Genomic DNA, 14,331 nt, shown 5'->3' on the forward strand with positions numbered 1-14,331 from the left:
GTCTGATGCCTGATGCCTGACGCCTGAGCGCTGTCGTGAACGGTGACAGTCGACTGACGCACCAATGACAACAGCCCCACTCTCGACACTCGAGGGTGGGGCTGTTGTCGTTGGTGTGGAGTGTCAGGGCAGCCTGTCAGGTAATACGCGATGCCTCACATCATTACACGGAACCTGCCGGACGCAGTCGTGATAACCACCCGCCATTGCGTGCCTGGGCGCGCACACCGGGGAAGTTGAGTTCCACCTGACGCAGACACAGGGTCAGCACGATGGTCAGCACGAGGTAGATGGCACCGATGAACAGCAGCGGCTCGTAGGTGAGGAAGTTCTCGTCACGAATGATGTTGGCGACCTGCAGCAGGTCCATCATCGCGATCGTCGAGACCAGCGGCACCGACTTGAGCAGCAGGATCATCTCGCCGGTCAGGGTCGGCAGGCATAGCTGGATGGCACGCGGCAACCACAGGCGAGTGAAGACCTGGAAGGGCCTCATGCCGAAGGCACGCCCCGCTTCCCGCTCACCCGGTGGCACGCTGAGCAGCGCACCGCGCAGGACTTCGCCGGTATAGGCGCCCACCGAGAGGGTGAAGGTCAGGGTGGCGTAGAAGAACGGGTCACGCAGAACGCCCCAGAACAGGCTCTCGCGAATGCCGGGGATGCCTTCCAGCAGCCGACCGATGCCGTAATAGAAGAAGAACAACTGCACCAGCAGGGGCGTGCCTCGCATCACGATGGTCACGCCATTGGCTAGCCAAGCGAGGGGCCTGGGGCCCTTGATGCGCGCCAATGCCATGCCGACCGCCAGCGTGAAACCCAGCACGGCCGACACCACCAGCAACAACAGGGTATTGAACAACCCCCGCCACAATGATTCCTGATAGTAGGGGTCCGACAACCAGCTGAAGTCCATATCACGCCTCCTGGGCAGAAATGACGGGCTCGCCACGGCGCACGTAGCGCTCCAGCCGGCCGAACGCGAGGCTCGAGGTCAGCGTCATCAGCAGATACAGAAGTCCTGCCACGCTGTAGAACAGGAAGTAGTCGCGCGTGCTGGCCGCCGCCTGTTGCACGGTGAAGAACAGCTCACTGAAGCCAATGACACTGATCAACGCCGTGTCCTTGATCAGAATCAGCCACAGGTTTGACATGCCGGGCAGTGCATTGGGCAGCATGCCGGGCAGCGTGATATGGCGAAACCGTGCCAGCGGAGAAAAGCCATAGGCATCGGCGGCCTCGAGCTGGCCCTTGGGAATGGCCAGAATGGCGCCCCGGAAGACCTCGGTCATGTAGGCCCCCTGGACGAAGGCCAGCACGCCGACGGCAGTGACGAAGCCACTGATCTCGATCTGGCCCGCGACACCCAGCGCGTTCATGAGCGCAGTGAGTGCCTGGGAGCCACCGTAATACAGCAGGATGATCAGCAGCAGTTCCGGCACCGCGCGAACGGCGGTCGAGTAGCTGGTGGCAAGCGCCCGCAGCACCGCCCATGGGCTGAGTCTTGCCGCTGCGCCGACCAACCCCAGCAGCAACCCGATGGCATAGGCAGCAAAGGCGATCTGCAAGGTGGTGACGGCACCGGACAGGATAGGGCCGGCCCAATCGGCAAGCCCTTCTTGGGCAAACTGGGACATGATCAGAAGCCTTGTCGTATCAGGTGAATAGGAGGAAGGCACTACGGGAAGCGTGCTGGCCAGACGACACCAGCCATCGGGCCAGCACGCTCGTGATCAGCCCAGGCAGACGTCGGTATCGAAGTACTTGTTCGACAGCGCCGTGCAGGTACCGTCCGCGTAGACCTTCTGGATGGCATCATCGATCGCCGCCTTCAGCGCCCCCTCTTCCTTGCGAATCCCGATGCCGACCCCCTCGCCATAGGCCGGGTGCTGCGGCGTGGTCGCCTTGATCTCGAAGCCGTGTGCCTCCTCGCGCTTGATCAGCGCATTCATGGCGATCTCGTCTGCCAGAATCACATCCACCCGACCGGAAAACAGGTCACTGTTGGCCTGCTCCTGCTGGTCATAGAGGCGCACCTGGACACCGCTGTCCCTCAATGCCCGGCGCGCGAAGTTGGCGTGGGTGGTCGCCGCCTGGGCACCGAGAACCATGCCATCCAGGCCTTCTGGAATATCGATATCCAGGTCGCTGGCGGCCACATAGGCACCCGATGAATGGTAATAGGGAATGCTGAAGTCGATAACCTTCTCGCGAGCATTGGTGATGGTCATCGAATTCATGATCATGTCGATACGCCCGGCCTTCAGCGAAGGAATGATGCCGCTCCAGCCTGTGGGGGTAATCTCGCACTCACGTTGCATGGCGTCACAGATCGCGTTGGCCAGCTCGACCTCGAAGCCGGTCCACTCGCCGCTGGCGGAGGTATAGGTAAAGGGCGGGTAAGGTTCGGCGGAGATCCCGACCTTGAGAGTGTCGGCGGCGTGCACCTGGGCGGCGCCAAGCGTCAGGCCACCCAGTGCCAGTCCCCCCATCATCAGTGCACCGGCCAGCTTGCGCAGCGCAGATGTGGAAGTCGAGGCAGAACGCGTTCCACGCGCGGTCAGTGAAGGTATCTTGGCAGCGAATCCAGCATCGTTCATCAAGATCATCAGGCCATCTCCTGGCAATTGTTGTGGTTCCATCAGCGGCATGGTGGGGAAGTCCATGCCGGGGCAATTCAGTGGAGGCCTCCTCAAGCTGCCGGTGCGATGAAGCGTCGGCAGCGTTCATGGCGGGTCTGCTCGAAGACCTCCGCCGGACTGCCTGCCACCCCGACTCGGCCTTCATCGAGGAAAACGATCTGGTCGGACACTTCTCTGGCGAAGGCCATTTCGTGGGTCACCATCAGCATGGTGCGTCCTTCATCGGCGAGACTGCGGATGACACTGAGCACTTCACTGACCCGCTCCGGGTCCAGAGCGGATGTCGGCTCATCAAAGAGCAGGACACGCGGTTCCATTGCCAGCGCACGCGCGATCGCGACTCGCTGCTGCTGCCCCCCGGAGAGAAACGCCGGATAGCTGTCGGCGCGCTCCAGCATGCCGACCCGCTCCAGGTAATGTTCCGCGATGCGAGTCGCCTCACGCCGAGACTTGCCTTTCACGCGCATCGGCGCTTCGGTGACGTTGCCGAGCACGGTCAGGTGCGGCCACAGATTGAACTGCTGGAAGACCATGGTGACCTTGGAGCGCAGGCGCTGGATCTGACGACGATCCAGCCCGATGAGGCCACCATGGCTGTCGCGATCGAAACGTAGATGCTCATCGGCGATCGACAGCTCCCCCCTGTTGGGGCGTTCCAACAGATTCATGCAGCGCAGCAAGGTACTCTTGCCGGAGCCACTGGCGCCGATGATGGTGGTGACACTGCCTTCCGTCACGCGCAATGACACGTCATGCAGCACTGCCAGATCACCGTAGTGCTTGACGATGTTGCTGGCTTCGACGATGACCCGATTCGATGAGGATCGCGAGGGCCCTGCCCTGCCTTCAAGGCAGACTTCCTGAGGCTGAGAGATGCCGTTGCTGTCTGCTTTCATCGAGCGGGTCATGGGAGATACGTTCGAGGGCGAGATAGTCATGAGCGACTCACAAGTGGGTGGCTGTGGCTGGCTTGGGATGGGGCACCGTGCAGCGGGGATCGGCATGACGCACTACTTTGATGCGCTGCGCGACTGCCTGACCGAAGCGACCGATGGCCAGATGGTGCTTGCCCTGCCGCGATCTGCCGCGACCCGTCGCGACATCAGCGGTAGCGCGAACAAAAATTGATACAGTTGTATAGCAATAGGCGTTCCACATAACGACTCCCCACACCACGGACGGGTGCGGCAGGCACTATCAGCACGAAATGCAAGCCTTGAGGCGACGCAGCAATGCCACACGGGGCAGGAATCTGTCAGCTCTCGCCCCATGCCGTCATCGCGGTAGGGAGGCTACGTCAGTCTTGCAGGCTGGCGTTCACGGCAGCGACGGCATCTTCGCCATCGCGGGTCGTCACGCCGGCAAGAAACTCCGCCAGACGCTCCGGGTGGGCGACGAGCCAGTCGTGCGCCACCTCATCGAGGTCACGCTCGTTCAGGCTGTAGTCGAGGATGAAGGCGCTCTGCTCATCGGAGCTGAAGACCAGCTGATCGAGAAAGCGCGTCAGGTTGGGATTGGCCTCGGCGTAGGCGGTCCGCACGACGGTCTTGACGTCACTGGCGCCGTTGTCAGGACCGAAGACCGATTCCGGGTCTTCCAGGATATGGGTGTCGAATTCCGGCACCATCCAGTGCGGCGTCCAGCCGTAGAAGGCGATCCAGCGTTGCTCGCGCTCGGCGGCGCGCACTTCACTGAGCATCCCCGGCGTCGAGGATTCCATCGCATCCCAGTCACCCAGCCCATAGACATCGTCGTCGATGGCGCCGTTGAGCATGTCGCTGATGGTGGAGCCGCTTTCGATGGAGTAGATGGTCTCATCGAATTCATCGGCGTGGGCGGCCAGATCCGCCGCGCTGTGGATACCCGCGTCATAGACATAGCCCGGCACCGCGAAGCCCATCCGGGCACCGGTGACGTTGTTGCCGAGATCCGTGATCGCGCCGGCCGCCATGGCCGCGTCGTAGCTGTCCTTCTGGGCCGGCAGCCAGCCGGCGAGGAAGGCATCGCTGTCGCCGGTGGTCAGGGTGTTGTAACCGACGGTGGAGCTGACTTCCTGCCGCTCCACGTCATAGCCCATGGGGGCGAGAATCTGGGCGACGATCTCGCTCTTGACGCTGACACCGGGCCAGGGCGGCACGATGAGCGTCAAGGCGTCGTCCGTGTCTTGGGCAGAAGCCGCCAGCGGCGCCGTACTGAGCAGCAGTGCACCGAGCGTGAGAAGTCCGCGGCGGGTGCCGCGCAACGGGGAAGAGGTCAGGCAGGTCAGGGGTCGCTTCATCTTGTCGTTCCTTGTCAGCACCGGTCGCGCCGGGCCTTGTTATAGGGAGTGTCAAGCGGGGTCTTGCATGCCTTGCGCGACTGCAGCCGATGGCGCTGCCACCAGTTTCGGCAGGCCGCCAAAGGGCTCACGCCCCATCACGCGCGCAAGCATCGGGAGGAAATGCGCAAGCGGCAGGGTGTCGTATTCGGGGTCGAAGCTGGTCTGGTCCCACTCGTCACAGAAGCGCACGGTGCGCTCATAGGCAGGGTGGTGGGCGTAGGCATCACGTGCATGGCGGTCCTGGCCGAAGTATTCCCGGTAGTGATAGCCCTGGAACAGCTCGTGATGGCGAATCATCCAGACATTGAGCGGATCGATGAACGGTTCGAGGATACCCGCGGCGATCTCGGCATGATTGGCCGGTGCGAGATCATCGCCGATGTCGTGCAACAGCGCGCAGACCACCATCTCCTCATCGGCGCCGGCACGCAAGGCGCGGGTCGCCGTCTGCAGGCAGTGCTCGTAGCGATCCACCGGATAGCCATGGTGATCTCCCTGGAGGCAGCCCAGGTGGGCGATCACGCGCCGACAGGCATCGGACTGATACTCCCGGAAGTGCGCATCGATCAGCGCCCATTCGGCATGCGTGCTTTCCGCGAAGCTGCGAAAGCGCGCCTGGGTCATCGGGACGGTATCTTGCTGACTCATGCGGTGGCCTCCTCCTTGTTGTCCGGCTGACCGCTGAGCTGATCGGCAAGCTGATCGGCCAGCAGCAGGCGGCGGCTGGCCGTGGAGTCGCGATCCACATAGCCCTGACGCATGTGGCGGATGCCGCCTTCCAGCTGGAAGGCACTGCGACCATGGAACAGCCGGTAGTTGTCCATGATCAGCATCTGGCCCGGCGCCAGCTTGAGATGCAGCGTGAAGTCGTCACCGGCAATCAGGCGGTAGAACGCCTGACGGGCCGCGTAGTAACGGCGCAGGGTCGCGCTCGGCAACGCCGGCACCCGCTCGGTACGATTGGAGAAGCGCACACGGGCCACCTGCCCCCGACTGTCCAGCTCGATCAAGGGGCCTTCGCTCTCCAGCCGCGTGGTGGCATCGTGATAGCGGAATCCGGGCGTGACCTCGGTTAAGCAGGCAAAGGCCTCGGGGTCTTCACGACGCAGATGCTCCGCCGCGCTGAACCCGTCCACCAGCGTACTGTCACCCCCCAGGGCGGCATTGCGCAGGCAGTGCAGCCAGATATAGCCGGGAATCGGATCGCGATAGGGGTTGTCGGTATGCGGCTCCAGCCCGCGCTGGGTCATGGTGAGGTCGTAGGCGTTGGCGACGGATTTCACGTCGGCGATGCCGCCCCAGTTGGTGCGTCGCAGCGGTCCGATGCGATGGATCAGGCTCTGCATGCCATCTTCGTGATCCGGCACGCCACTGACCCGCACGAAGCCGAAGCGCTGCAACTGCTCGAGCATGTCCAGCAAGGCCGCGTCATCGTCCAGTGCTGCCGCGAAGTCAGCCTCGGGCAGCTGGGCGAGATCCCCCTTCCAGAACGTCATGCCCTGGTAGGCCTGTGGCGCGCGACACTCCGCCAGCAGAGCCGACGACGAGACACTCACCGCGTGGCCGTCGCTGAAGGCCAGCGACAGCGTATCGCCGTCGAGCTGCGCCTCACTCAGGCGCAGATCCAGCGGCAGATCCGCCGCCTCGATCAGGCGCTGACCGGTCAGGGAATCGAGAGTCGCGTCATCAGGACTCCGCTCGCGCAGCCAGAGCGCCTCGAGGGTCAGATCACCCTCGGGGTGGCTCAGCTGCAGTTGTCGTCCGGAGTCTGTCAGGCAGACGGAAAGGGGGGCGCTGGGCACTCGATGTTCTCCACGGCTGGGGAGCGGCACGCTTGTTTTCCCTGGCAGGTGCCTGCTCTCGGGGGCGGGTCCGACTGGAATCTCTTCTACCTTAAGCCCCTACCGTCGAAGTGGTTTGAGGAAATTGGACATAGATTTGATGAAATTGGCCATATGTCGGACCAGCGAACGCGGCGCATCCGCGGAAACGAATCGGCAAGGCTTGGGAAGGAATGGCAGGCAGGCCCGGCAGCCATCGTGCGCCGGGGGTACGACAAGAGAACGAGGGCCGGGAGCCCCCATTCGATATCAGTCGGTCAGGTGCAGGACCTGACCGTTGAGCGCGCGCCCGGCACCACCGGCCAGGAAGCGCGCGCACTCCGCCACGGCATCCGGTCGGCTGCCCTCGGGACACAGAAGATTGGCGCGCACCCTGTCGGGGGCACGCAGCGCGAGGCGCTGGATCAACTCACCCAGCGCCGCCTGCGCCATGGCAGTGCCGTGATGCTCCTGCGAGGGCAGCGGCGAGGACAGCGGCGGCGCGACGGCCAGCAGGCGTCCACCGTGGCGCAACATGCGTGCACAGGCCGCCTTGAGCAAGGCGCCGGGCCCGGCGACCTGCGCGACCAGACACGCCTCCAGCGACTGCCCGGCCACGGCCTGCGGCGGCATGCAGACCAGCACGTCGAGACGGCCGAGACGCGCCACCAGCACCTCGAAACAGCCCTCGCCCACCACCTGACCGAAGCGATCCGACTGCTCGCCGCCCAGCGCGTCCAGCACGCGCTCGAGATCCGTCTGCGCGGTACTCATCAGGGCGATGATGGCACCATCTTCCAGGAAGGTGCGCGCCATGGCTTCCAGCCATTCCCCCTGCCCCGCAATCAATACCCTGCGTCGTGGCAGCATCTCGTTCTCCCTGATGGATCGCTCTGCCGATCACGGCAGATCTGTGGCACATCACCTCCCTGTGACGCCCCTCGCCCTGCTGACTACCTTCCACGGCGTGGCGGTGGCACGGCGCCGATGTCACGCCCGCACTCTGCCCTCCCCCTGCCCGAACCCTGCCCGCACTCACGGCATCAGCCCCGGCAACCACAGCACCAGCGCGGGGAACAGCATGCACAGGATCAACCCCGCCAGCTGCAGGCCGACGAAGGGCAGAATCGAGCGATAGATGGTGCCGATGGAGACCTGCCCGGCGGTGATGCCCTTGAGATAGAACAATGCGTAGCCGAAGGGGGGGTCAGGAAACTCGTCTGCAGATTGATGGCGACCAGAATCGCGAACCATACCAGCAGCCCCTGGCCGGAAAGCCCGAGCCCGAAGTCCAGCGCCTCGACCACCGGCGCCACCAGCGGCAGCACCACGAAGCTGATCTCGATCCACTCCAGGAAGAAGCCGAGCACGAAGATCAGTCCCATCAGCAGCAACAGCAGGCCGTAGGGACCCAGGCCGGTGCCGGTGATGACATCCTCGATCAGATAGTCGCCGCCCAGGCGCTTGAAGACCACCGAGAAGCAGGTCGCGCCGATGACGACGAACAGGATCATCGCGCTGGTCCGCGAGGTATCGCGCAGCGTGTTGCGCAGGGTGTCGAAGGACAGCCCGCCCATCACCAGCGCCAGCAGCAGACTGCCGCCCGCGCCGATGGCCGCGGCCTCGGTGGGCGTGGCAATACCGGTCATGATCGAGCCCAGCACCGCGACGATCAGCACCATCGGGCCGAGCAGATCCCGCAGCAGCGCCAGCGGCAGCGGTGTCTTGTCGGTACCGAGCAGCGACTGGTCCGGCAGCGGTGCCCAGTCCGGGCGCAGCTTGGCGGTGATCAGCAGATAGGCCACGTAGAGCGCGCCGAGCATCAGCCCCGGAATCAGCGCCGCCTTGAACAGCGCCCCCACCGAGATCTGCAGGATGGAGCCCATCAGCACCAGCATGATCGAGGGCGGAATCAGGATGCCCAGGGTGCCGGAGGCCGCGATGACCCCACAGGCCATCTCGGCCTTGTAGCCCTGCCCCAGCATCACCGGCAGCGCCAGCAGGCCCAGCATGACCACCGAGGCACCGATGATGCCGGTACTGGCGGCCATCACCACGCCCAATAGCGCCACCGAGACGGCCAGACCACCATGCACGCGACCGAACAGGCGCTGCAGCGTCATCAACAGATTGCGCGCCACCCCGGAGCTTTCCAGCATCAGCCCCATGAACACGAACAGTGGAATCGCGATCAGCAGCCAGTTCTCGATCACCCCGCCGAAGATGCGCGAGCCGACGGTGCCGAGAAACGGCAGCGGAATGTCACCGATGAAGGCGAACAGGATACCCAGCCCGCCGAGCAGGAAGGCCACCGGGTAGCCGGAGAAGATACCGATCAGAAGTGCCACCACCATGGTGATGGGCAAGGCGTATTCAGCGAGCATCGTCATGGCTCCCGTCTGCTTGATCCTTGGGTGCCGTCGTGCCGGCCGTCTCGTGTGCAGCGGTGTCCTGCGTCTTGCCTGCCTGAGGTGCAAGGCCGGCAAGACTGGCAATCTCATGGTCCTTCAGGCGTTCAGGAGTGCGCGCCGGGTCGAACAGGCAAGCCAGATTCTCGAAGATCTGCCCGAGTGCGCCGAGGGCGAGAAACACCAGACCCGTCGGCAGCATCGCCTTGATCAGGTACCGGTCCACCAGCCCGCCATAGTTGGACTTCTCGCCGGACATGTAGGACATGGTGACGAAGTGCTTGGACAGCCAGGCGATCAGCAGGCAGAAGGGAATCAGCATGATGAGGTGGCCGAGGATATCGACCACGGCGCGCCCACGCGGCGAGAGGCGCTGGTAGAACAGATCGACCCGCACATGCGTGTCGCTGTGCAAGGCATAGGTGCCACCGAATAGCGTCAGCAGGCCGAACAGATGCCATTGAAGCTCGGTGACGGAATTGATGGTGATCGCGGTGCCGAACAGCAGCACGTCAGGCGACCCCCAGTTGGCGATTTCATTGATGCCCAGGGCGTTGAGCGTGACGGTGGTGAGCACGGCCAGGATGATCGCCAGACCCAACCAGCTGGTCAGGCGACCCACCCATAGCCCCAGGCCGACCAGCGGTCGGCCCAGGGCGTCACACACCGCCCCGCCCTGTGCCCGCCAGGGCGCAAGGCGGGGGTCGGTCATTGGGCGCTACCCTCCTCAGCGTCACCGGCCTGCTTCATGGCCATCGGCTGCGGCATGGCCTGCAGCTCGTACCATTCGTCGATCAATGCGGCATGCTTCATCAGCGAATCGTAGGCCTTGGCGAAGTCAGGATTGGTCTGCTTCTCTTCTTCCAGCACTTCCCCCCATGCCTTCTGCAGCGCGGTCATCACCGGTTCCGGGAAGCGCTTGACCTCGACACCCTTGGCTTCGAGCTCATGGATCGCACGTACCTGAGCCGGCGGCGCTTCGGCCATCGCCCATTGCAGGGTCGCGCGGCAGGCGGTCTGGAACTGCGCCTTGCGCTGGTCACTGTAGCTGTCCCACACCTGCTGGTTGATCAACAGCGAGAACCAGCTGGCGCTCTGGTGCCAACCCGGGAAGTAGTAGTACTTGGCGACTTCATTGAAGCCCATCGCCTGGTCGACCTGCGGCACCGAGAACTCGGTGGCATCGACACGGCCACGCTCCAGTGCAAGATAGATCTCGCTGCCCGGTACCAGCTGGGTGGAGGCGCCCAGCTTGTTGAGCACCTTGGCGCCGAGGCCCGAGATGCGCATCGACAGGCCCTTGAAGTCATCCGGCGAGTTGATTTCCTTGTTGTACCAGCCGCCCGTCTCCTGCGGGGAGATGAAGCACGGCAGCACCTTCACGCCGTAGGGGTCATAGGCGGCCTGGATCAGCTCGGTGCCCTCACCGGCCCACATCCATGACATGAAGGCTTCCGGGCTCGGGCCGAACGGCAGCGCACCGTAGAGGTTGGTGATCGGCACCGTGCCGGCCCAATAGCCCATCCAGTCCCAACCGGCCTGGATCGCGCCGGAAGAGACGGAGTTGAAGACTTCGAAGGCCGGCACCAGATCACCCGGCTCGTGCACGCGCAGACCGACTTCACCGCCGGTGGCGCTCTTGAGTTCCTCGGACAGACGCACGGCCCCGGCGCCCAGGAAGTTCTTGGTCGAGAAGGTACTGGCGACGTCGAGCTGCTTCGGCCCTTCCGCCTGAGCAGGTGCGGCGGCCATCAAGGTGGTGGTGGCGACGGCCGCCGCGATGGCGGCTCCGAGGCGCAGGCGACGAGTCGGCGTCGTGTGACGCGGCGTGGCGTGATGCAACATGGCACGGCTCCCTGATTTGTTGTTGTACTGGCTGGTCGTACGGCTCGATGCTTTCTGGCGATAAGGCACGCAACAAGCTGACGCTTACGTCAACTTACCCATTGACAACGCAAGCGCCTGACCACGCCACAACAATTCCAATGATTTCAGAGAGCTACGAGAGCCAATCACGCACGAGTAGCCACACGATGTGCTCAAGGCCGCCATCCACGCTCGGCAGCGTCCGGAAAGCCGGACACGCGGGTCGTCAAGGCTGCGACCAAGGTCGCGCGCTGACATGAATTCGGTCTACGACTCCAGTCGAATATGCCGATAGTGGAAGGCAGACCCCATGCGGGTAGGCACGGCGTGGGGTGGCGTGACACGCAAAGCGTCCGGATTTCCGGTCATTGACCGAGTTTCCGGACGCTTTGACCCCTCGTCTGTGGCGGGAAGGTGAAACCACTCTCGATCAGGGCGTTTCGGCCAACAGGCCATGACGGTTGAGCTTCTCGTAGAGCGAGGACTTGGCGATGCCGAGCTGACGGGCGGCGCGGGTGCGATTGCCCTCAGCGGCGCGCAGCGCGTCCACGATCAGCTGGCGCTCCGCCTGCGCCATCGCCTCCCGCAGCGAGCCGGTTGCCACTGGCGTGTCGGAAGCAGCAAGCACGTCTGAATCCGAGGGGGGTGTGGATAATTCAGTCCGGCGGGCATCGCCATGCCGCGCATCGCCATGCCGGGCACCGATGGCATCCGGCAGATCGGTCGGCTGGATATGGCTGCCGCCCAGATAGAAGGCGGCTTCGAGGACGTTTTCCAGCTCGCGCACGTTGCCGGGCCAGTGATGGGCACACAGGCGCTCCAACGCGGTCTCGGAGAGTATCGGCGGACGACGGCCACTACGACGCGCCAGACGTGACAGCAGATGCGTGGCCAGGGTCGGCAGGTCGTCACGGCGCTCGCGCAGCGGCGGCACCTGCAGTGGCACCACGTTGATGCGATAGAAGAGGTCTTCGCGGAATTCGCCGCTCTCGACCAGCGCCTCCAGCGGGCGGTGCGTGGCGGCGATGACTCGTACATCGACGGTGACCAGCCGTGTCGCGCCGACCGCCTCGACTTCACGGTCCTGCAGCACGCGCAGCAACTTGGCCTGCATCGCCAGCGGCATGTCACCAACCTCATCGAGAAACAGCGTGCCACCATCCGCGAGCTGGAACTTGCCGGGCTTGCCGCCTCGCCTCGCGCCGGTGAACGCGCCTTCCTCATAGCCGAACAGCTCCGCCTCCAGCAGCGCTTCGGGAATCGCCGCGCAGTTGAGCTTGATGAAGGGCCCCTTGGCACGCGCCGAGCTGCGATGCAGCGCATGGGCATACAGCTCCTTACCGGTACCGGACTCGCCACGGATCAATACCGAGGCGCCGCCGGGGGCGATCTTGCGTACCTTGCTGGCCAGCTCCCGCATGGCGGGCGAATCCCCGATGATGTCACTCAACTGCCAGCGCGCGCCGTTGGGGGTTTCCAGCGCCTGACGGTAGTAGTCCACCTCCGCCTCCAGCGCCTGGACCTGAGCATTCACCTGCCGCCATTCCCAGGTGTCGTGATAGAGCACCGAGCCGATGGCACCGATCAGCTCGCCATCGCGGAAGATGGGGTAACGGTGGGCAATCATGTGGTGGCCACGAATCAACTGCAGCTGGGCCAGCTCCGCGCGGCCGCTTTCCAGCACCTCATGCATGCGGGTGTTCTCGATCACCTCGCTGACATCGCGCCCCAGCACCTCGCTGGCCTCGACGCCGAGAAACTCGGCATAGGGGGCGTTCAGAAACTGGATACCGCCCTGGGCATCCACCACCACCACCCACTCCTCCACCGCATCCATCGCGGCTCGCAGCAACTCGCGACGCGCCCGCTCGACATGAATCGAGGTGGCAGGTGAATCGTTGCGCAGCGGAGCAGCCGCCTTCGCTCCACCCGCCGCGCCTGACACTGGCATCTGCTGAGCCATCACCGACTCTCCCTTGGCGTGTCCGGTCATCGTGGGCAACCGTATCCCTCTGCCACCACACCCGCCGGATCTGATTGTTATGGGCTGCGCCAACACGCAGCCAGCGTCCGGAAAACCGGACACCACCTACAGCATCGGCCTACCACCGCCAAGGATCAACGTAGCCAGTGGTCTAATAAGAACCTAAAAGATCAAAATATAAGCTAATATTCAGAGAGGATTGAATTACGACATAAGGATATGGATGTGCCCAAGAAAATATCATTAGAATATTCAAAATCTCGTGTAGATAGAGCTGGAATATCTTTAATAACTAAAGGTAGCATAGATAAGGATGAATCGAAGGATGTTCTGGATAATTGGAGAGCATGCCATACTGCTGCTCTTAATAGCTTTCAGATATCTTTGCGGCAACGGCTAGCTAAAATCGATGAAAAGGCCATAGTTTCTCAACGTCTTAAACGCTCACCGTCTATACTATCAAAGCTCGAACGTGAGAAAAGTATGCGGTTATCGAGAATGCAAGACATTGGTGGAATAAGGGCTGTTGTACATGACATGAAGGTTCTAAGAAAATTAATTGAGAATTACAAACATCCCACTAGACCTAGTCGAGCATTTTCTTTAAAACCACAGGGCAAAGACTACATAAACTTTCCTAAAGACTCAGGTTATCGCAGCGTCCATTTGCTATTTAAATATATCGATGGGAGATGGATTGAGCTTCAAGTAAGGACAAATATACAACATGCTTGGGCAACAGCCATAGAAACAATGGGAACATATTTGAGCCACGCACTTAAGTCTGGCGAAGGCCCAGAAGAGTGGCTAGAATTTTTCTCTTTAGCAAGTTCGGCCTTTGCGATTATGGAGAAAACACCCCGTGTCCCAAAACACGACAGTATTGAAGTTGAAAAATTGTATTCCATGCTTATAGAAAAGGAAGCAGAGCTTGATGTAATTAAAAAGCTAACTGGCTTTAAAGTAGCCACGAGGCACATAGATAATGGCAATAGCACTGGCGACTACCATCTAATAACATTAAATATGGCAACACGCAGAGCAAGCATACGCTCTTTTAAAAAGAGTGAAGTCGAGCTAGCAAACAAAGAATATTCGGCAAAAGAGGAGCAAATAAGTAATGGCGAGGAACTGCAAGTGGTCCTAGTCACCTCCGAATCACTTATCTCGCTTAAAAAAGCGTATCCAAGCTATTTCCTTGATGCAGAATTATTCATAAAACAAATTGAAAAGATAAAAAAAGAACAGTTAAGAATTAGCCCAAAACATAACACCAGGCTATTTTCATAACCCC

14 protein-coding genes are annotated in these 14,331 nt (G+C 62.1%); 2 read left to right on the forward strand and 12 right to left on the reverse strand.

What is annotated here, in order from left to right:
- Positions 1-163: 163 nt before the first annotated feature.
- The 4 genes from BFX80_RS16385 to BFX80_RS16400 form a co-directional block, all read right to left on the reverse strand.
- A complete protein-coding gene (locus BFX80_RS16385; RefSeq protein WP_084209449.1) occupies positions 164-913 on the reverse strand; it encodes an ABC transporter permease in 750 nt (249 codons plus the stop codon).
- A 1-nt stretch (position 914) separates the two neighbouring features.
- Positions 915-1,634, reverse strand: coding sequence for an ABC transporter permease (locus BFX80_RS16390; protein WP_084209450.1), 720 nt, complete (start codon positions 1,632-1,634; stop codon positions 915-917).
- A 96-nt stretch (positions 1,635-1,730) separates the two neighbouring features.
- Positions 1,731-2,606 carry a transporter substrate-binding domain-containing protein gene (locus tag BFX80_RS16395; protein ID WP_240499620.1) on the reverse strand — a complete coding sequence of 292 codons (876 nt, stop codon included), beginning with the start codon at positions 2,604-2,606 and terminating at the stop codon, positions 1,731-1,733.
- A gap of 83 nt (positions 2,607-2,689) precedes the next feature.
- A complete protein-coding gene (locus BFX80_RS16400) occupies positions 2,690-3,535 on the reverse strand; it encodes an amino acid ABC transporter ATP-binding protein (RefSeq protein WP_084209451.1) in 846 nt (281 codons plus the stop codon).
- 10 nt (positions 3,536-3,545) lie between these two features.
- On the opposite strand from BFX80_RS16400, the gene BFX80_RS16405 reads away from it, so the two are divergent.
- Positions 3,546-3,767 (forward strand): hypothetical protein, encoded by a 222-nt coding sequence (locus BFX80_RS16405; protein WP_084209452.1) that lies wholly within the window; start codon positions 3,546-3,548, stop codon positions 3,765-3,767.
- A gap of 169 nt (positions 3,768-3,936) precedes the next feature.
- Here the strand turns inward: BFX80_RS16405 and BFX80_RS16410 are convergent, their stop codons facing one another.
- The 8 genes from BFX80_RS16410 to BFX80_RS16445 all read right to left on the reverse strand — a co-directional run bounded on the left by BFX80_RS16410 (position 3,937) and on the right by BFX80_RS16445 (position 13,016).
- The gene (locus BFX80_RS16410; RefSeq protein WP_084209453.1) at positions 3,937-4,917 is read right to left on the reverse strand and encodes an ABC transporter substrate-binding protein; all 981 of its coding nucleotides are present in this window, start codon (positions 4,915-4,917) and stop codon (positions 3,937-3,939) included.
- Between the two features lie 51 nt (positions 4,918-4,968).
- Complete coding sequence (locus tag BFX80_RS16415; protein ID WP_084209839.1) at positions 4,969-5,583, reverse strand: HD domain-containing protein; 615 nt, start codon at positions 5,581-5,583, stop codon at positions 4,969-4,971.
- A 20-nt stretch (positions 5,584-5,603) separates the two neighbouring features.
- Positions 5,604-6,761, reverse strand: coding sequence for a 2-trimethylaminoethylphosphonate dioxygenase (gene tmpA / locus BFX80_RS16420; RefSeq protein ID WP_084209454.1), 1,158 nt, complete (start codon positions 6,759-6,761; stop codon positions 5,604-5,606).
- 288 nt (positions 6,762-7,049) lie between these two features.
- A complete protein-coding gene (locus BFX80_RS16425) occupies positions 7,050-7,649 on the reverse strand; it encodes a Rossmann-fold NAD(P)-binding domain-containing protein (protein WP_077378599.1) in 600 nt (199 codons plus the stop codon).
- 221 nt (positions 7,650-7,870) lie between these two features.
- A complete protein-coding gene (locus tag BFX80_RS16430) occupies positions 7,871-9,169 on the reverse strand; it encodes a TRAP transporter large permease (RefSeq protein ID WP_338079123.1) in 1,299 nt (432 codons plus the stop codon).
- Positions 9,153-9,899 (reverse strand): TRAP transporter small permease subunit, encoded by a 747-nt coding sequence (locus tag BFX80_RS16435; protein WP_077378593.1) that lies wholly within the window; start codon positions 9,897-9,899, stop codon positions 9,153-9,155. The genes BFX80_RS16430 and BFX80_RS16435 overlap by 17 nt, the downstream gene beginning before the upstream one ends.
- On the reverse strand, positions 9,896-11,032 hold the full coding sequence (locus BFX80_RS16440; protein ID WP_077378590.1) for a TRAP transporter substrate-binding protein: 1,137 nt from the start codon (positions 11,030-11,032) through the stop codon (positions 9,896-9,898). The genes BFX80_RS16435 and BFX80_RS16440 overlap by 4 nt, the downstream gene beginning before the upstream one ends.
- Positions 11,033-11,483: 451 nt before the next feature.
- Complete coding sequence (locus BFX80_RS16445; protein ID WP_240499621.1) at positions 11,484-13,016, reverse strand: sigma-54 interaction domain-containing protein; 1,533 nt, start codon at positions 13,014-13,016, stop codon at positions 11,484-11,486.
- A 246-nt stretch (positions 13,017-13,262) separates the two neighbouring features.
- Here BFX80_RS16445 and BFX80_RS16450 point away from each other — a divergent pair, with 246 nt between their 5' ends.
- Positions 13,263-14,327 carry a RelA/SpoT domain-containing protein gene (locus tag BFX80_RS16450; protein WP_167593061.1) on the forward strand — a complete coding sequence of 355 codons (1,065 nt, stop codon included), beginning with the start codon at positions 13,263-13,265 and terminating at the stop codon, positions 14,325-14,327.
- Positions 14,328-14,331 lie beyond the last annotated feature (4 nt).

Source organism: Cobetia marina (assembly GCF_001720485.1).
Lineage (GTDB): Bacteria > Pseudomonadota > Gammaproteobacteria > Pseudomonadales > Halomonadaceae > Cobetia > Cobetia marina.